The sequence below is a fragment of the Proteiniphilum sp. UBA5463 genome (assembly GCF_002427225.1).
Lineage (GTDB): Bacteria > Bacteroidota > Bacteroidia > Bacteroidales > Dysgonomonadaceae > Proteiniphilum > Proteiniphilum propionicum.
Window position 1 is genome coordinate 94600 of the sequence record NZ_DIQL01000001.1, and the last position, 20118, is coordinate 114717.

A 20118-nucleotide genomic window follows, 5' to 3' on the forward strand; every position below is an offset into this window, starting at 1 on the left:
AACCAAATCCGACCAATATGGTTGTATTTAAAAACCTATTTTTTCAGCTCCAAAGTGACTAAAACCGGCATATGATCAGAGGCATTCTCCTTTATCACTTTTACATTTTTAATACGCCATTTATGGCCTTTGGAGACAAAGATATAATCGATCCGGGAAGAGGGTTCGTCAAAAGAAAATGTGTACTTGGCTTTCCCCCTCATTTTTGCTACATCTTCAAAATATTTAGTTATTTCTTGGTAAGAGGGCGAATCTGGTGTAAAATTTAAATCTCCCCCCATAACTACAGGAATAGTTGAGTCTTTGAGAATATTGCAGACTGCCTTGGTTTGAGCCAGCCTATTTTCGGGAAACTGGTGGCACAGATGGGTCCCGGCAAATATAATTTTTTGTCCGTTTGAAAAAGTATGTTCTATCATCAGTAAAGCACGACCTTCACCACCTGATGGAGTCGGCAGGTTATAAGACATGGACTTGGAGGGAAAACGCGATAAGACACCCTCGCCATAACCTCCTTCGCTGTAAGGAATAGCCTTACCAAAAAAACCATACATCCCGGTCATGGCAGCAAGTTCTTTTATAACATCCATTTTTACCCCGTTATTTATTGTTGCCGTACGATTGGTCATGCTATCTACTTCCTGCATGGCAACAAAGTCAGGTTTGTATTTATTGATAATTGCAGAGATTTTTTCCAAATTTTTCTCACCCGGAGAATAATATTCTTCCCCATGATAGATATTGTATGTCATTACTTTTATCTCTTGCCCAAAAGAAGCAAGTGGAATATACAGCGAACAGATAAAGGTTAATAATGCAACCCATCGTATTTGTTTTTTTGTTACCTTGTACTCATTTGTAAAAACATCAATTGTGTTCATTTTATTTATAATTAATTATTGTGTGGCTCAAAATATGGCATTTTTTAAAATTAAACAGTTGCTTTAATAGAAATAGTTTTTTAGTGGATCAAGCACCATCTAAAAATTAAACCCTTTAGAGGATCAATCGGAACAGATGCACGTATCGAGATATTTACGGCTATCACTGCTTATTGAATGATAGCCGTAATTGGGTAATACCTCTATTGTTAATATTCTACTTATTGTCCTTTAATAGTAAATTTATATTTATCGTCACCTATATCGTATCCGCTAAAGTCAATTACCAACTCCATCACCCCCGAAAGTAGGCTATAAGTTCCCGCATCACCCTTATGGAATGTAACATCATATCCTGAACCAACAAGGTGTACATCGTCTAAAAGGGTGATTTTTCCGGAAAATAACTCGGGGTCATAATCCCCTAGCTCCAGTTCGAAAGTTGCCATTAGTGCTTCGTCGTCCCAAAAAGGGAATGTCAGGTTTAATCTGTCACAACTGCTGGAAACTTTAGTGCCTGTGCAATATCCCGGACTGTAGCTGCTCCAGATGCCATCGCTACAGAAAATATTACCTACCCAGTTATCGACTTTACAATTAATTACAATTTTTTCAAAGTCAACCACGACGGTCCATTCGGCACTTCTTCCGGTAGGGGAAATAACTTTATATTTTGTGGGTTTCGAGAAATCTCCATATTCACCAAAAGCCGGGGAATCGCCAAGAGGTTCTATTGTACAACCTTCTTCGAGAGATGCCTGTGCCCAGATATTTGAAAAATTAACCGAACGGTCTTTTACAAATACCGAATCAATAAAGTTAATGGTGTCTATCACATTGGTTTGACTTATGGGATTTCGAATAATCCCGGTAGAATCCATATTGGCAAGAGTAATTGATTTTATAAATGGTTTGTCTGGAATAATTGACACATCAATATCTACTCCCTGCTGGCAACCCACTACTATCAAAGATAGTCCCAGTATGATTTTATAAATATTCTTCATTTCATTTAATTTTTGTTTTTTCGATAAAATTCGCCATGTACAATAAATGCTATTCGTTTTTTGACGTGGCCTATTTTAATGTCTATCTTTTTTAACTAATATTAATCCCAATCAAAAATCTGTTTTAAATTTTTATTTAAATTAAGTTGAGAAGTAGGGACAGGACGGTAGTAATACTTAGGCTCGACAAAACTACCTAATCCGTTTTTTTCGGCTTTGAACATGATATGTCCGTGATCTCCATATTCAAGAAAATACGGAATATTGCTTTTCGAGGTAATCTCAATTGAAATATCCCCGGGCAAGTCTGAAGGGATATTTTCGTCAGTATCACAGATGTAATAGTCTGGACTTCCGTCGCCAGTAATATCAACTAGTCCCGATTTAGGCACATATATTCCCTGCTGAGGGAACTCATAAACTTTGCCCATTTTCCATCTCATCAGGTCGTCATACCTAAATCCTTCGGCAAACAATTCAATGTTTCTTTCTCTTCGAATTTCTAACAGTTCAGCACTTTGTGTTGATTTAATATTGTTGTACATTTCAGCCATCATAGGATCGATAGGAGGGTTCATAAATAGATTGGGCATACCGGCTCTTCTTCGCAAAACATTTATCGTTTTATCCAGGTCAGCCTGGGTGAGTTCTCCCATCTCAGCCTTTGCTTCTGCATATATCAGTAATAATTCAGCATACCGGTATAAAGGGAGTGATGTGGAAGCCGAAACATAAATGGCCAAATGGTTTTTGCTCTCATCGGGTAAAAACTTGATTTGTCCGTATCCTCCGGTTTTGTTTATGGGCAATTTGTGGGCCCTGATTTTGTACAGCACATAGCCGGGATACATGATTGACTGCTTTAACCTTGGATCCCGATTTTCAAAAATATAATTTATCTGTAAAGTATCGGTAACACTACGGGGAACAAAGGATCCATCCTTGTAAAGATACGAATCGACAAAGGAACGGCTAATCCCGTTTTCATAATCAAGTACTTTTCCTGAATTGTTTTCCCGCTTATTCTCTTCGTGAGCAAGGTACATGATAACTTCACAATTGTCATTCAGTTCATACGATTTAAAAAGGCTACCGTAGTCGGTGTCAAAGTTTGAGGTTGAATAAATATCAAACTTTTTGGATTCCATCACCTCACTGGCAGCAGCAATGGCTTTATTTAGAAAATACTCTGGTGTTTTCACCACATGCAAATCAGCTTCTCCTTCGTGGTATTTCCTATAAGTTCCTTCGTAGAGACAAAATCTTGCCAATTCAGTAAAGGCAGCCCACTTTGAAAATCGCGTTTTATGCTTGCTTTCCCCCATATATTTTGTGGCATATTCAAGGTCGGCAATAATTGAATCAACGACTATCTCACGGGTATCCCTAGCTTTGTATAACAAATCAATATCGGTATCAGTAAGTACCTTCCCATACCAAGGAACATCGCTATAGGTTTTAACCTTGTCGATATAAAAACGTGCCCTGAAGAATTTACCAACAGCCTTAAATTTGTTGATCTCCAGATCATCTCCCTCTATATTTAATGAATTATCGAGCAGCGTATTAATGGCCCTTAAAGAGCCCCAGTCCCATCCGCCAGCATTATCTGCAGTGATGGTTCCTAGCATAAGGGACCTGATGTTACCTTTTTCAATAGTGGTATTATCGGTATTGCGGTCGATGTTTTCGACATATAGATAGTCATAAAACTGATTTGAATAAGTTTCAAGATCAGCGACTGTTTTGAAAAAATTCTTTTCTACGATACTCGTTTGAGGATAACGCTCCAGAAAATCATCATTGCAGGCTAGCAATGCGACTGAAGCTGTTATTATGCATAATGTTTTTTTCATCTCATTAAAATTGTTTATTGATTATGCTATTTTATTTAACCAGCATGGTCATTCATTCTTCTCATTCCCAGTAGTGTGAGAGGTTGTGTATGTTTTTTTAAGATTCCATGTTGATTTCATAAACTTTAATTCTTTTAAAATGTAAAATTCACACCAAATAAAAATGTTTTCTGAAGTGGATATTTTGCCAATGTCTCGGGATCGCAATTTTTGTTTTCAAATGCAGTCCATGTAAACAAGTTTTCACCACTGACATAGAATCGAATTCCAGAAATATTCACATTTTGAATTAGGGATTCTGGTAGGGAATATCCCAAGCTGGCATTTTTAAGTCGCATATAAGTTCTTTTCTGTAAATAGCGGGTGTTTGCCCGAATCAGTTCGCCACCACCCCACCACGAAGCGGCATACCCTTTTAAGCGGGGCATATAAGCGTCGGTATTTTCGGGAGTCCACATATTGTCAAGATGCCATTTAGTTACGTTCATCCAGGGAGTTTGATAAACGCTCCAAAAATATGTGTCGCCAGGATAATAGTCTCCCTTCAGGATTCCTTGAACAAACAAGCTCAAGTCAATTCCTTTCCAATTACAGTCGAACATAAAGCTGGTCCGGTAACGAGGAGATGAATTGCCAATAATTTTTTGATCTTGCAGGTCGTAAATGGTATTGCCTGTCCTGATTACTCCGTCGCCATTCAGATCTTCAATCTTAATATCACCTGGTCCAGGGGGTACTTTGTCAGGATAAGTCCACAACATTCCTTGATTGGCATGATTCTTTAATTCATCGGGAGATTGGAATAATTCGTTGGAAACAAAGCCAAAGATTGTCCCAATTTCATAACCAACATAGTAATCACTTAATTTGCCGTCAGGGTTATCATACTTGGTAATCCATGCCCGACTGTCTGAAAGAATTGCTTTAACAGAATAATTAAAGGGTGATTTCAGTATTTTCGCCTCGTTTCGCCATGAAACCGTTAGTTCCCAACCTTTGGTAATCAAATCGGCAGCATTCATTTTTGGAGATGAAGTCCCTAAAACAGCTGGCAGTGTTTTACCCGGGGTCAGCATGTCGTATGTGTTGCGGTGATAATAGTCAAATGTTGCGCTCAGACGATTTTGGAGAAAACCCATGTCTACCCCGTAATTTATTGTGCTAACTGTTTCCCAGGTTAAATTGGGGGATACCAGCCCTGGTGCATAAACAGTGGTAAGTTGATCAAGTTTATTGCCACCGTAAATAATCGCCTCGGTTTTACCGGAATACATACTGGGTAAGTAGAAATAGGAACTCACATCCTGATTTCCTAAATTACCATAAGAAATTCTGGGTTTCAGATAATTCACATAGGAACTAAGAGGTTTGAAAAATTCTTCTTTCGATAAATTCCATCCAGCCGATATTGAAGGGAAAAAACAGAATCGTTTGTTGCTTGGAAACCTAGAGGTCCCATCGTATCTCCCATTAAATTCAAAAAGGTATTTGTTATCGAAGTTGTAATTTAATCGGTAAAAAACGCTCCGGGTAGCCCAATCGTCAATGTTTTCCCCAACTAAAGGATCGCCTGTAGCTAAATTAATCGAAGGCACATTCTCACTGATTAAGTCTTTGTTAGATGCCCAAAACCAGTTATAGTAATAATATTCCTGATTATACCCCGCCAAGCAATGCACTTTATGCTTGCCGATTTCTTTATCATAGTCAAAATATAAATCAAAAACGTTTTGGTTTTTTGACTGAGCTTCACGCTGAGCCTCTTTTAAAGGGCGATAGATTTCAACATGATCGGGTCCCAGTTTGTAGGGGATAGGGATCCAAAATGCCGACATGTCATAACTGGCTTTCAGAAAAGAGGCTTTACCTGTAAAAACCAGGTCTTTATATAAGGTGGCTTTCGCTGTAAATGTTGTGTTGAAATTATTATTTTTGGAGACCCTTCTCCCTCCATCTTTTATAGCTCCGAACACGGAAGCTCCTCTTGCAGTCCAAGAACCATCAGGATTTTTGATCATATCGAAAGTTGGGGTTTCAAACAAGGTTTGAACATCTATCCTTCGGGATGATTCATCGTATATATCGTAGGAAAATCCAGAATTATTCGACAGTACCAACCAGGGAGTCAAATTATAATTGATTTTAAACCGAAGATTGTAACGGTCAAAATCCTCTTTTGCAATTTTAAACAAACCACCTTGCCTGTTAAAGGCTCCGGAGAAATAATAATTAACCTTTTTCTCTTTTCCTGAAATTGAGAAATTATGGTTTTGAGATATTGCATGTTTTTTGGCTGCTTCTTTAAACCAGTCGGTACTTCCTGCATACTGCCACCGATCTGGTTGTTCCGGATTTAATCTTATTGGGTCGGCCTCTCCTCTGGCTACAGCATGTAAATAGTCCATATCATTCGAACCATAGATATCCTTTACCGAATACCACAAACCACTTCCAAGCACCCGTAATGACACAACGGTATCAGGCTCAGTTACAAATTGAGGGATAGTGATAGGCCTGCGGAAAGAAACATTTGAACCTACAGTCACAATCAATTTTTCTTTTTGGGCATTTTTGGTGGTCACTAACACCACACCAAAGGCCGCTCTAGCCCCATAAATTGCTGCCGATGCAGCATCCATCAATGTAGATATATTTTCAATATCACTGGGGTTCAATTTCATCAGTTGTTCTACTGTTGAAGGCACATCGTCAATGACAATTAAAGGAGTTCCTCCGGTCAACGAAGTCATTCCACGTATATTAAAACTAGGCACCTCTGTGGCCACTCCACTTGACATGCTAATGTTCAAGTTAGGGATAATGCCTTGAAGACCAACAGCAATATTGGGAATTGGGCGGTTCTCAATTTGCTTCGGATCAGCTTGCCCTACAGCACCGGTTAGGTTTGCTTTCTTTTGTGTTCCGTATCCCACTACCACCAACTCTTCGAGCATCTCCGAATCTGACTCCATCACCACCAATACGTTACTCCTTCCTTTAAGAGATACTTCCAGCGCTTTCATTCCAACATAACTGAACAATAAGACTGCATCTTCCGGAATTCCGGAAAGGGTGAAATTTCCGTCGATATCGGTAACCGTACCTTTGCTAGCATCGCCTTGCACTATAACCGTAGCGCCAATAACTGGTTCTCCGTTTGAATCGGTAACGGTTCCTTTTACGGTTTTTCCTTGCTGTTGGGCTGTTTGCTCCAAATTAGTAAGAATGTTAGTTGTTTGTTGGGCTTTTTTTGAAAGGACAATATAGTTGTTCTCAAAATCGTAGCCGATATCAGTATTTGCAAAAGCTTCGTTAAGGTATTCGGAGACTTTATCCGATTTCCGTTGGAAAGTAATTATTCTGTTGGTATTTACTTCGCGGTTGCTGTAAACGACCAGATAGTCCGTCTGTTTTTCAATTTCACTGATCAGCTGACTTACGGTTACAGAGTTGGATCTCAGTTCAATTATAGCATCCTGGGCATTTGTATTTGTTGCCATCAGTTGAAATGCGAAGGCAAACAATAGAAATAAGCAGATTTTCATGATTTTGAATAAATCTTTAAAGTCGCTTTTTTTTAGCAAAAAGCGATCCGATGAAATGTTTTTTATCATATATTTGTATGAGTTTAAAGTGAATACTAAGTGATAGTTCATTACAATTAGACTATTTCTAACAAAGGCATAATTCCAACAAGTTTGTCTTATGCACGTATTGCTTAACGAAATAGTTGAATTTTTGCTTTAAGCTTAGCGGCAGGTGTTGGCGCACCTGTCGCTTTTTTATTTATGAATCTGATTCTTCATAGGCAATTATATTTTAGAGAGTTCATTATTTTATTTTTTTAAGGTGATGATATTTTCGTCTTTGTCTTTTTCAATCTTAAATGGCTGAATTTTTTGTATAATACGCATGATCTCGTCAATTCCATCGCGTTGGCGAAATTTTCCGGTGTATCTTGTATTGAATATTTCAGGATCTTCCACTATAATTTTCACATCGTAGTAGAGCTGCAATTTCTCAATGATATCGATCAAACATTCGTTGTTAAAAGAGTAAATTCCATTTCTCCAAAGCAGATGATCGGGATTATCGATATTGCCGACAGTCATACTACTTCCTTTTATTATCACTTGTTCATTTGGTTTCAGGACTATACTGATATTCTCATTGTACTCCTGATAGACTTTCACTGAACCTTCTACCAGGTCTGTTTGAATGTATCCTGCTCCGGGATAACTATACACGTTGAATTGTGTTCCAAGCACCTTCATATGAGTGTTTTGTGTGGTAACGATAAAAGGTTTATTTTTATCTTTTGCCACATCAAAAAAAGCTTCACCTGTAATCTCTACCTGCCGCTTTCGTTTAGAAAAGCGAGAAGGGTATTTCAAAGTTGATTGTGCATTTAGCCAGACTTCGGTTCCGTCTTGTAACCTTAGTTGCGCCCGTTGTCCCGCCGGTACGAATAACGTGTTCATTGCCGTTGCCTCTGAGTCAGTGATCCAGAGCGTAGCCCAAACGGTTGAAGCGACCAGAATAAGCGCTATTGCTGCATATTTCGCAATATTGACAAAGATTTTTCTTTTGGCATTACGTTTGACTCGAGAGATAAATGTTTTGAAATGTCTGTCTCCCTCACTACGGTCTGTGGGGTGAGATGAAAGTTCCGAAACCGCACTTAGATTCTGTAAACGAATGAATTCGGCCTTTAACCGGTCGTCGTTTTCAATACTGAGAGTCAATTCCAATTGTTCGCTAATCGTTAATTCTCCAGAAAAATATCGCAATAGTTGTTCGTCCATTTTAATGCTTGTTATTAATAAAACGAATGAAAAGTAAAAATCCGCTAATGAAAGAGTAAATTTTTTTCTTTAGGCAAGTATAGAGGGTAAAATAGTTTGGAATATTCAGTTGTGGAAACTTTTTCGTTAAACCGGTCGGGCAAAGAAGAAACTTGCTGCAACTTCGTCTTGTAAAGGATTGGTTTGATAGAGATGGTGAAATAAAATCTGAGAAGATTAAATCCATTGATAATAAGTTAAATAAAAAAGAAGATAAAGAGTGGAATGTAATCTTTTAATGCCTCTCTCAGCTTTTTGAAGGCTATGCCCATCTGGCTTTCAACGGTGTGGATTGAGATGTTGAGTTCTTCTGCGATTGTTTTTTGTTTTTTCCCTTCTATTTTACTCATCACGAAAATTTCCCGGCATTTTTCGGGTAGTGCATCAATTGCTTTTTGGATGATGGTATCGATATTGTTATCTGAGAGAAGCCTGTTGTCCAGCTCTTCCAAAGATGCGAGTCTCAGTTTCAGGCTATGGGTGTATTCATCCTGCATCTCGGTGATAGCGTGTTGTTCAAGGGTTTTACGACGGAGGAAATCGATACTCCTGTTTTTCAACATCATAAATAAGTATCCGTTAAAGTTCACGAAAGAAGAGAATTCCATCTTTTTCTCCCAAAGCTCTGAGAAAATGTCGTGCACAATATTTTCAGCGTCCTCCTCGTGGATTAGGTATTGCTGTGCAAATCGTTTCATTCGTGCATAGTTGGAAACATACACTTCTTCAAATTGAGCCTTGTATCCCGATGATGACTGCACCTGAAAATTATTTTTAGTTTTTTTGAGAAATCGAACCTCAAAAATATAAAAATATTATAATTAATACAAATCTCAAATATATTAATGATGGTTTAAATCAGAAACTCTACTGCCTGTGAAAACACATTGACGAAAGCTCTGTTCACCGATGAGGCATCCTTTGTGTTAATGGGGAACGGGTTCTCGTGTGTATAGGGAAAAGGGAAATCGATTAATTGGACAGTGGCTTCCGCGGTTTTTCGGCCCAAAGCTTCCAGAACTCCCTTGTAAGGTATTACCTGGTCTTTGGCGAGTACAATTCCTTTTATTCGTTTAGCCAAACCTGAAAATAATTTTTCGCGTTTGCTCTTCATCCTTTCAGGCGTTATCATTCGCATAAATGCATTAAAGCCATTGTCTTGTTTCCATATTGGTGCTTTTTCGTTACCGAAAACATTAATATAATAGTGTTGCAACTTCTCAAATGCAGGTTTATCCATAATGCTTCTTGATATGCCAAACATGGAACGGAAGATGCTTCCGCCACAAAACATAAATAGGCGGGAGTCGGAAAAAAGATCTTTATCGTTTGCCATAAGGGTAACTTGCGAAAGAAAGGTACCTATGGAGTATGAGAAGATGTCTATTTGGGCTCCTTCCCCGAAAAGCGTATGATGCCCTGTTTTTATCTCTTCGAAGAGAATAGTTAAATCTTCCCAGGATTGACGCCCCGACAGATAAAATCTTTCTGGAAACTGACTTATGCGGTCGCTTAAAGCTACATTGGCATAGCTGATAGAACGATCGCCGTTGAATTTTTCCCTTCTGAAGTTTAACAGTTGCGACAGGCTTAAACTACGGGGGTTTGACCATGAGAGCGGAGAACGGTTTATATGGAAAGCTAACGGGAATAATATTACCGGTTTGCGAGTATGGTTACAGATATATTCAGCCCATGGCAGGTATTTATTCCAGCTTCTCTCGTTAAGCCCGTGCAGAAGCACGATGGCTTCGTTAAATTTCTTTTTTTCAGAAGGAGTAAAGACCGGATATTCGAAAGAAAAATTTTCGGTGATATTGTTGTCCCAGTACTCTGATATTTTATTTTTACCTTCATTTGAAAAACTGTGGAAACTGAAAAAACAGATATCGATATTGTTTTTCTCCAAATGAGATTCAATCCCCTGTTTGAAACATTGATTAAGTTCTTTGTATTGTTTCAAATAACTTGTCATAATTCCTTTTTTCGGTAAAAGAACAGGCTTTTTCACTTATTAGCAAATGAAAGGGAAAGTGGCAGCAATTTAGGGATATATTCTTGTATATGGGGTGAAATCTGATATGCAGGGGTGAAAAATCTCCTCCGCATCCTCAATTATTTTGGTAAGTCTTCAATAAAAATTTAATTTTGTATTGAACAGGAAAAAATTTGATGATAAGATGGACGGTAAGATCCCTGCATATCTATATGATAAGAAGAACAGCCTTAGAATGATTCTTTTTACGGCTCTCTTCGCGCTATTGTTTATCAATCTTTTTCAACCTTTCGGCTCCCGCGACTGGTATCCAGGTATTTCAGATATTAAATATTTTGCGTTTTCGAGTCTGATAATACTTACAGGAATGTTGGTTGTTGTAATCAGCCGTGTGATTCTTATAGCTTACTCAAACAGGCGGGATGTACTCTATTGGCAATACGCATTATGGATACTCTGCGAGATAGTGGCTATGGCTATCTTCTACACCCTATTTGCTAAATTCTTTCCCAAGGATGGGATCGTCAGGGATATATCCGAAATTTTCCGCCAGAGCCTTTTCAACACTACACTGGTGTTACTTTTGCCGTATTTAATCTCCTGGCTATATTTTTCATGGAAAGAGAAAAGTGCTTTGTTAGAGCATATAGGACATGAAAAGATTGCCGATATACATGCGAAAACTTTAATCGCTTTCCCTGATGAAAAAGGTGATCTGAAGATATCTATTATGCTGGAGAATCTACTTTATATTGAATCTGCAGATAATTATGCGACCATTTATTATCTGAACAAATCGAGGTTGTCGCGTTTTTTAATTCGTAACTCGCTCAAGTGGATGGAGGAGAACCTAACTAAAGAGACCCCTTTGGTTCGTTGCCACCGTTCCTACATAGTGAATATTGACAAGGTTAAGATATTGAAGAAGATAAAAGGAGGGCTTGTCCTGGAGCTTGACGCTGAAAGCACACCCGATATCCCTGTCTCAAAGACTTATTATGAAGAGTTTATGAATAAATTTTCACAATATACCGTGTAATTTAATAATCCTTTGGCTGTTACTTTTGTGCGTCCTTCATCCTATAACGGAAAGCAGCGTATAATTTAATAACCCTTTGGCGGGTGCTTGCTTAATCGCCATATAATCAGCGAAAAGGGATATTTGCCTTTATTCTGGCCTGTTATATTTGCAGTTAATCGATTATGCGGCGTATCGCGGTATTTTATTACCTGGCCATCTGCTATTGGGTATTGAATTGCGTGATATGTTGAAACTTTTTTGCCATACTGCTGGTTTGAGAAAAGAATCTAAATCTTAAATCATATTCTGAAATGTAAAAAACCTCAAGAAATAGGGTTAAATCGCTAATTTAGTATTACTTTTGCAATTGCAGCAGGTCGGTTTGTCGCTGCGACTTTTAACGTCGTGGAGGAAAGTCCGGGCAACGCAGAGCACCATACTTCCTAACGGGAAGCTGTTCGTGAGGGCAGTTAAGCGTAACAGAAAATAACCGCTCGGGTTTTATGCCGCGGGTAAGGGTGAAAAGGTGAGGTAAGAGCTCACCGGATGTTGCAGCAATGCAGCATGCCGTACGTGTTATGGGTTGCAAGGCCATGTATATCGGATATGTAGGGTTGCTCGCCCGATGCCGAGGGGTAGGCCGCTAAAGGAGAGTGGCGACACTTATCCGCAGATAAATGACAGACATCCCGACTCTTCGGGATACAGAACCCGGCTTACAGGCCAGCTGCTTTTTTATTAAGAAAAAAAATGGCAAAAAAAAACAAAAGATACGATCGCGAAGAGGAGGAAAAACCCGGCAGACTCGATCTTTTAAGGATCAGGATAAAAAAACTGATCCAATTTTTGTCGTTCGATATATGGCGTCAGAATCCCGAAACCCTTTCAAATAAAAAAAATATTCTTTATGATTCCATAAAGACGGTTATGCTAACTGTCCGTAATGTGCAGGAGCTTGATATTGCTGCCAGTTCCCGGTCGCTTACATACAGAACTTTACTCTCTATAGTTCCGTTGCTGGCAGTAATTTTTGCCATTGCTCGTGGATTTGGAATAGAGAATATAATGGAGAGCAGTATCTTTAACTTCATGCTTGGCGATGTTCATCATAGTGAGGTAATAGTACCCATCCCCGAAACACCAAGCGACAGTGTGAACGCTGTTCAGGTACACTTAGGAAATTCAAATATCACTGGTACCCCCGGTTCAGCCGATATAACTACCGCTATACCCGGAGAAAATGCGACCGCAGAGGAGAGAACCCGCGAGTTTCTGAACCTGCTGTTTCTGCTTATTAAAAAGTCGTTAGAAGAGGCGAAGGGTGGGGGAATATTTGCAGGAGTGGGTATTATGTTGTTTCTATATACTATAATTCTCCTTTTCGGTGATATTGAAAATAACCTGAATAAAATCTGGCAGGTGCCTAAAGGAAGAAGTATTGCGCGGAAAGTGACCGATTATTCCGCGTTTATACTGCTGATGCCAATATTTTTTGTTCTTGCCAATACCTTGAGTATCATCAGCTATCCTCAAAACAATACGTTGAAGATTATCTATATATTGTATCCTGTTATACCCCGCCTGCTGAATATTGTACCCTTTGTTTTAATCATTCTTCTGATTACTGTACTTTACAAATTTTTGCCGAATACAAAAGTGAAATTTACTAATGCTTTGCTTGCAGGAATAATTGCGGGGACAGCATTTCAGTTTTTTCAGATGCTCTATTTGAGCGGTCAGTTGTGGATTACCCGCTATAATGCCATTTACGGTACATTTGCCGCTATCCCTCTAATGTTGCTCTGGATTCAGACATCGTGGTTTATTGTTCTTATTGGCGCAGAGATATCCTATGCAGCACAAAATGTAAGGAAATTCTCTTTCGAGAAGGAGACGCGAAATATTAGCCGCAGATATAAAGATTTTTTCACGCTTATGATCACCACTGAGATAGTTCAACGTTTTGCTGAGGGGAAACCACCACTTACTGCTGATCACCTTTCGGTGTGGTGCAAGGTGCCGGTGCGGCTTACAAACGACATCTTGAATGAACTGCTTGAACTGAAAATTATCTCAATCACTCCTTCAGCGTCAGATGAGCGAGTGCCCGCATACCAGCCCGCATTCGATATTAATAAGATTACGGTGAACCTCCTGATTTCAAAACTTGATAAGCATGGATCGGAAGATTTCATGATAGATATAGAAGAGGAGTTTCGGGATCACTGGAATGCTTTGGAGAATACCCGTAAAAGTATGTTCGATGACAAAAATGATGTCTTGCTGAAAGATTTGTAAGTCGCAGGAATAATTTTATTTATCTTTGCAAAAATAATTAGCGAACGAAAAAGGCACATGAGTTTTATCAGTTCAATAGAAAGTGTAGGGGAATACGCGTTGCTGATGAAGAAAGTATTGTCAGTGCCGGATAGAATTAGAGAGTTCATGAAAGAGTTCATGAAAGGAGTTTATCAGCTGGGTGTCAGCTCTATCTGGATTGTGGTTATTATCTCTTTTTTTATAGGAGCTGTTATTGTTCTGCAGATAGCTTTGAATATCGACTCACCTATGCTGCCGCGGTTTACCGTGGGTGTTGTATCGAGAGAGATTATTCTGCTGGAATTTTCCTCCACCATTATGTGCCTTATCCTTTCTGGCAAGGTGGGTTCTAATGTAGCCTCTGAAATTGGAACAATGCGCATCACCGAGCAGATTGACGCACTTGAAATAATGGGAGTTAACTCTGCAAATTACCTGATATTGCCAAAGATAGCATCATTTGTTGCATTTATGCCAGTGTTGGTCGTTTTTAGCATGTTTACGGGAATGTTTGGAGGATATGTCATATGTATTGTTCTGGGGATACCATCAGTTGATACTTATGTATATGGAATTCAGGCATTTTTTAGAGAGTCACTTATCTGGTATTCCATTTTTAAATCGATGCTTTTTGGTTTCATAATTGCATCTGTGGCAGCCTATTTTGGGTACACAGCAAAAGGTGGCGCTCTAGAGGTGGGGCAGGCCAGTACCAATTCGGTGGTGATAAACAGCGTTTTGATTCTTGTTACTGACTTGGTGTTTACGCAGTTGGTGTTGGGGTAAAGGAATGGCTGTATGATAGAAATAAAAAATCTTACAAAAGAGTTTGACGGCGACGTTGTTCTTAACAATATAAATACTACCTTTTATAAGGGAGAAGTTAATATGATCATCGGGAAAAGCGGATCGGGGAAAACGATTCTGCTTAAATGCCTTGTCGGATTAATTACTCCTACATCTGGAGAGATATGTTATGATGGAAAGAATTTCATCGGCATGAAACCAGGTGAGGTTCGTCGACTTCGTCGCGATATTGGAATGCTTTTTCAGGGAGCAGCACTGTTTGATTCAAAGACAGTGCTTGAGAATGTGATGTTTCCGCTTGATATGTTTTCCAGGAAGAATAAGCGTGAGCGCAAAAAACGTGCAGAATTTTGCCTCGAGAGAGTCAATCTGCTTAATGCAGCCAGCCTTTATCCTTCAGAGATAAGCGGAGGAATGAAGAAAAGGGTGGCTATTGCGAGAGCAATTGCCTTGAATCCGAAATATCTTTTCTGCGATGAACCTAATTCGGGGCTCGATCCGAAAACATCTCAGCTTATAGACGAGCTGATTCATGATATCACAACAGATTTTTCAATGACAACAATAGTTGTATCTCATGATATGAATTCGGTAATTAATATTGGAGACAATGTTATTTTTATCAATGAAGGGGTAAAGGAGTGGGAAGGAAACAGGTCGGAAATAATGGATGCTGATAACGTAAAGCTTAACGATTTTGTGTTCGCATCTGATCTGTTTAAGAAGATAAAGGAGGCGGAAGATATAATTGCCGAAGATGAAAAGGGATAGATGCGTTGAAAAGGAGACGGTTCCCGATTTAGTATAATGGGTGAGCAATTATTTAAGGCACAAATCAAACATTTCAGGAGGATCGTTTGTTATCAGTCTCGAGAATTCTATCCTTGTGTGGCAATTGTTGTCATACTCGTATTATCAAATAAACTATTTTAGGGCGGCGTTAAATAGAGCAGCCTATTTAATAATATTACACGTGATTACAAATATGTTAAAGATAAAGAATCTGCATGCGATAGTAGAAGATAAAGAGATATTAAAAGGTGTAGATCTGGAAGTAAAACCCGGCGAGGTTCATGCTATTATGGGACCTAATGGTTCAGGGAAAAGTACCCTTGCGTCTGTGCTCGCCGGAAATCCCAAGTATGAAGTTACCCGGGGCAGTATAATTTTCAATGGTAAAGATCTACTCGATATGGAACCCGAGGATCGTGCACGTGAGGGAATATTCCTTAGTTTTCAGTACCCGGTTGAGATACCCGGTGTGAGCATGGTTAATTTCATGCGTGCTGCTGTTAATGAACAAAGGAAATATAGGAATGAACAGCCGATTACTGCTTCCGATTTTCTGAAACTGATGCGCGATAAGAGAGAGTTGTTGGGAATGGACAGCCAGCTGGTTAACCGCTCGGTAAACGAGGGGTTTTCAGGTGGAGAAAAAAAGAAAAATGAAATTTTTCAGATGGCTATGATAAACCCACTCTTGTCTATTCTTGATGAGACCGACTCAGGACTTGATATTGATGCGTTGAGGGTAGTTGCTGACGGTGTGAATAAGCTCCAGACCAAAGAGAATGCAACCATTCTTATCACTCACTACCAACGCTTGCTTGAATATATCAAACCAGATTTTGTGCATGTGCTGTATGCGGGTAAGATTGTTAAATCAGGAGGCCCCGATTTAGCCCTCGAACTCGAAAAAAGAGGCTATGACTGGCTGATAACTCCATATCCCAAAACCCATCTGTAAAAATGATTGAACAACAATATATAGATCTGTTTGAACAATACAGGAGTGAGCTGGACAGATATTCCTCAGAGGCGATGAACAGTTACCGAGATGCTGCTTTTGAAACCTTTAAGAATATTGGATTTCCCACTTCACAGAATGAAGATTACAAACACTCGAATATTGCACGAGCTTTTGATGCTGATTTAGGTTTGAACCTACGGAATATTCCTATTCCGGTTAATCCTTACGATGCCTTCAAATGCGATGTGCCCAACCTCTCTACAAACCTATATTTTCTTATAAACGACAGGTATTACGATAAAAACCAGCATCCGGAGTTTTTACCAGAAGGTGTTTTTGTAGGCAGTTTGCAGGTTTTTTCTGTTAATTATCCCAAACAGTTTGAAAAATATTATGCGAAAATTGCAGACTACTCGGATAATGGTGTTGTGGCATACAACACTATGTTTGCTCAGGATGGATTTGTAGTATATGTTCCTAAAAATGTTTCTGTTGATAAACCTTTGCAGCTTATCAATATATTACGCGGAGGCGTAGATCTGAATGTGAACAGGAGAATATTGATTATTGCGGAAGAGAATGCACACGTGAAACTGCTGGTGTGTGATCATACGGTTGACGATGTTAATTTTGTGGTGACGCAGGTTACAGAGATCTTTGCCGATGTGTCTGCACAAGTGGATATGTATGAGCTTGAGGAAAACTCAGTGAAGGTGACCCGCCTGAACAACCTGTTCAGTGAACAGAAAGAGAAATCCAATGTTGTTACAAGCGGTATTACCCTCCATAACGGATATACCCGTAACAACTATCGGTACCGCATTCTGGGCGAACATGCCGAAGCTCACGCGGGAGGACTTGCCATATGCGATAAATCACAGCATATCGATAATTTCGCTTTTCTTGATCACTCCGTTCCTAACTGTACGAGCAACGAACTTTTTAAAACTGTTTTGCAGGATAAATCGACAGGGGTTTTCTGCGGAAAGATATTGGTGGAGAGAGATGCCCAAAAAACGCAGGCTTACCAGACTAACAGGAATCTGTGCGCATCTGAAGATGCCAGAATGTACTCAAAGCCACAGCTTGAAATATATGCTGATGATGTAAAATGTTCTCACGGACTTACTACAGGCCATTTAGATGATGAAGCGCTGTTCTACATGCGCGCAAGGGGAATAGACAAAGAAGAGGCGCGACTTCTGCTGATGGTGGCTTTTACTCGTGATGTGGTGGATCTTATACGTATTGAAACACTTCAGGAGAGGCTGGTTAACCTTATTGATAAGCGTTTCAGGGGCGAACTGATGCGATGCGGGAACTGCAATGTATGCAAATAGTTGATAGTAATGTTGAAAAGAGGAGTAATTTGAATAAAGCTGATATATACAAGATACGCGACGATTTCCCGATACTTTCACGTGAAGTATTCGGGAATCCACTGGTCTATCTGGATAATGCGGCAACAACGCAAAAGCCTCAGTGTGTGATAGACAAGATCACTAAAATGTACTGTCTCGAAAACGCCAATGTACACAGGGGGGTGCATTTTCTTAGCCAGGCAGCTACCGATGAACATGAGGCCTCAAGGAGAACGGTACAGAAATTTATCAACGCAGCTTCTTCCAACGAGATTGTGTTTACGCGTGGAGCAACCGAATCGATAAATTTAGTCGCTTCCTCTTTTTGCCGTAAATTCTGCAAGGAGGGTGATGAAATTTTGATTACCGCAATGGAACATCATTCCAACATTGTTCCTTGGCAGATGCAGTGCGATTATTACGGGTTGAAGCTGAAAGTGGCCCCAATAAACGCTGATGGCGAGCTGCTGACGGATGAACTGTCGAGAATGATAACGCCTCGTACCAGGCTTGTCTCTGTAACACATGTTTCCAATGTTTTAGGTACAATTAATCCTGTAGATAAGATAGTAAAGCTTTCGCATGCACAAAACGTGCCTGTACTTATTGATGCAGCCCAGTCTGTACAGCACTGCAGGGTTGATGTACAGCAGCTCGATTGTGATTTTCTGGTCTTCTCTTCACACAAGATATACGGCCCTACCGGTGTAGGGGTATTGTATGGTAAAGAGCGGTGGTTAAATGATCTTCCTCCATACCAGGGGGGAGGTGAGATGATTGAAAGCGTTTCTTTTGATAAAACCACCTTCAACAGCCTGCCCTTTAAATTTGAGGCCGGGACACCCGATTTTGTGGGAACAGCGGCCCTGGCTGCCGCTCTTGACTATCTCACTTTAATCGGAATAGATAAGATAGCCGCATATGAACATGAGTTACTGCAATATGCAACTGAAAAACTACTATCCATACCGGGACTACGTATAATAGGCAATGCCGGAGAGAAAAGCAGTGTGATCTCGTTTCTGGTGGATGGTATTCACCCATACGATATAGGTACATTGTTGGATAAGATGGGTATAGCGGTAAGAACAGGGCACCACTGTGCAGAACCCCTTATGCATGAGCTTGGCATAGAGGGAACCGTACGAGCTTCCTTTGCCTTCTACAACACAAAAGAGGAAGCAGACAAACTTGTTAAAGGTGTTGAACGAATCGTTAAAATGTTCAGAAACGTAAAAAGATAACTATAGCATCTATTGTATCGTGCCAGAGATTGCTAATGGTATGATGGGAGAACTGCAGAGCATCGTTCCCGCTAAATTTTGTATTGAAGGAAGCAGCCTGGGTGCCACGCTATAAAACCGTTAACTTCACTAGCTTCCCATCCATTGAAGAGACATATAGTTCGCCTTTCTCTGTGGGCAGGATCATGTTAATCAGTCCGCTTGAGATGCGGTACTTCCATAAAAAGGTGCCATCAGATGCGCGATAAGCGTAGATCAGCCCTTTGTCGGTGGGAGCGTAAACAACTCCGTTTTTCTCCACAACCGGTGTGGGGGTAAGTTCGTAACCCATATCTTCACCCGATGAAACCCATTTCACCCTCCTTTCCGGAACGGTTGCATCAATAGCAATAATATTTCCATCCATTGTTTTGGCATACACCGTGTTGCCATCTTCAGAAATTCCAATCGATTCGCGCACCCGTTGCTCCGGATCGTTGTACCGCCATATTACCTCTCCCGTTTTTTCTGCCAGCACAGTCATGAATCTGTCAGGAGAGGCAAGATAAATACGCCCGTGTGTAATTACGGGAACAACCTGTGCAGGTGACAGCATTCTGTTAGTATGCCCGTTGCTCCAGATCCACCGTGAGTTGCCGGTTTTGATATCTATTGCGTAAAACTCATTTCCCCAGCTTCCGAAAAATAGCAGGGCCTCTATTATTTGCGGACGTGTCACTACAAAGTTTTCAACACTGTCGAACTTCCAACGGAGTTTTCCTGTGTTTACGTCCCATGCCCGGCAACAACCGTCGCCACCGGCAATCATTACCATATTATCTGCACAAGCGGCAGATGAGACCACCGGCTTGTCGTTTTTTAGTTTAAATAACTGCTTACCGTTTCGCACATCAAGTCCGTACAGGTAAGAGTCGGAAGAAGCACACCATACTTTGTTCTTGTATACCGTGGGGGTGGAGTAAATTTTACCTCCGGTGTTAAAGATCCATATAGTCTGGCCGTCAGCACTATTCGCAGCTTTTATCTCTCCGG

General features: G+C 40.0%; 15 protein-coding genes and 1 other RNA gene. 8 read left to right on the forward strand and 8 right to left on the reverse strand.

From position 1 onward, the window contains the following. Positions 1-35: 35 nt before the first annotated feature. From B3B27_RS00315 to B3B27_RS00345, 7 genes are all read right to left on the reverse strand, one after another. Entirely contained in the window at positions 36-881 is an 846-nt protein-coding gene (locus B3B27_RS00315) for an endonuclease/exonuclease/phosphatase family protein (RefSeq protein ID WP_238868274.1), read from the reverse strand. A gap of 221 nt (positions 882-1102) precedes the next feature. Next, positions 1103-1888 (reverse strand): DUF5018-related domain-containing protein, encoded by a 786-nt coding sequence (locus B3B27_RS00320; protein WP_238868273.1) that lies wholly within the window; start codon positions 1886-1888, stop codon positions 1103-1105. A 101-nt stretch (positions 1889-1989) separates the two neighbouring features. Then, complete coding sequence (locus B3B27_RS00325; protein WP_286845291.1) at positions 1990-3744, reverse strand: RagB/SusD family nutrient uptake outer membrane protein; 1755 nt, start codon at positions 3742-3744, stop codon at positions 1990-1992. A gap of 134 nt (positions 3745-3878) precedes the next feature. Continuing rightward, complete coding sequence (locus B3B27_RS00330) at positions 3879-7244, reverse strand: SusC/RagA family TonB-linked outer membrane protein (protein WP_286846469.1); 3366 nt, start codon at positions 7242-7244, stop codon at positions 3879-3881. A 336-nt stretch (positions 7245-7580) separates the two neighbouring features. Next, positions 7581-8549 carry a FecR family protein gene (locus B3B27_RS00335; protein WP_238868270.1) on the reverse strand — a complete coding sequence of 323 codons (969 nt, stop codon included), beginning with the start codon at positions 8547-8549 and terminating at the stop codon, positions 7581-7583. Positions 8550-8785: 236 nt separating this feature from the next. Further along, positions 8786-9349 carry an RNA polymerase sigma-70 factor gene (locus tag B3B27_RS00340; protein WP_238868269.1) on the reverse strand — a complete coding sequence of 188 codons (564 nt, stop codon included), beginning with the start codon at positions 9347-9349 and terminating at the stop codon, positions 8786-8788. Positions 9350-9441: 92 nt separating this feature from the next. After that, positions 9442-10563: a DUF6051 family protein gene (locus B3B27_RS00345; RefSeq protein WP_286832837.1), complete on the reverse strand. Its 1122-nt coding sequence runs from the start codon at positions 10561-10563 to the stop codon at positions 9442-9444. Positions 10564-10741: 178 nt separating this feature from the next. Between B3B27_RS00345 and B3B27_RS00350 the strand changes: the two genes are divergently transcribed. From B3B27_RS00350 to B3B27_RS00385, 8 genes are all read left to right on the forward strand, one after another. Next, positions 10742-11623, forward strand: a complete 882-nt coding sequence (locus B3B27_RS00350; RefSeq protein ID WP_238868267.1) for a LytR/AlgR family response regulator transcription factor — start codon at positions 10742-10744, stop codon at positions 11621-11623. Between the two features lie 351 nt (positions 11624-11974). After that, positions 11975-12340, forward strand: an RNA gene (gene rnpB, locus B3B27_RS00355) — RNase P RNA component class A. 15 nt (positions 12341-12355) lie between these two features. Then, positions 12356-13903: a YihY/virulence factor BrkB family protein gene (locus tag B3B27_RS00360; RefSeq protein WP_238868266.1), complete on the forward strand. Its 1548-nt coding sequence runs from the start codon at positions 12356-12358 to the stop codon at positions 13901-13903. 57 nt (positions 13904-13960) lie between these two features. Continuing rightward, positions 13961-14710: an MlaE family ABC transporter permease gene (locus B3B27_RS00365; RefSeq protein WP_238868265.1), complete on the forward strand. Its 750-nt coding sequence runs from the start codon at positions 13961-13963 to the stop codon at positions 14708-14710. A 12-nt stretch (positions 14711-14722) separates the two neighbouring features. After that, the gene (locus B3B27_RS00370; protein ID WP_238868264.1) at positions 14723-15502 is read left to right on the forward strand and encodes an ABC transporter ATP-binding protein; all 780 of its coding nucleotides are present in this window, start codon (positions 14723-14725) and stop codon (positions 15500-15502) included. A 214-nt stretch (positions 15503-15716) separates the two neighbouring features. After that, positions 15717-16478, forward strand: coding sequence for a Fe-S cluster assembly ATPase SufC (sufC, locus tag B3B27_RS00375; RefSeq protein ID WP_286832836.1), 762 nt, complete (start codon positions 15717-15719; stop codon positions 16476-16478). A gap of 2 nt (positions 16479-16480) precedes the next feature. Then, on the forward strand, positions 16481-17821 hold the full coding sequence (gene sufD / locus B3B27_RS00380) for a Fe-S cluster assembly protein SufD (protein ID WP_286832835.1): 1341 nt from the start codon (positions 16481-16483) through the stop codon (positions 17819-17821). 29 nt (positions 17822-17850) lie between these two features. Then, entirely contained in the window at positions 17851-19086 is a 1236-nt protein-coding gene (locus tag B3B27_RS00385) for an aminotransferase class V-fold PLP-dependent enzyme (protein ID WP_286846470.1), read from the forward strand. 109 nt (positions 19087-19195) lie between these two features. Here the strand turns inward: B3B27_RS00385 and B3B27_RS00390 are convergent. After that, positions 19196-20118: PQQ-binding-like beta-propeller repeat protein (locus B3B27_RS00390; protein ID WP_286846471.1), on the reverse strand; the 923-nt coding region annotated here is incomplete at its 5' end.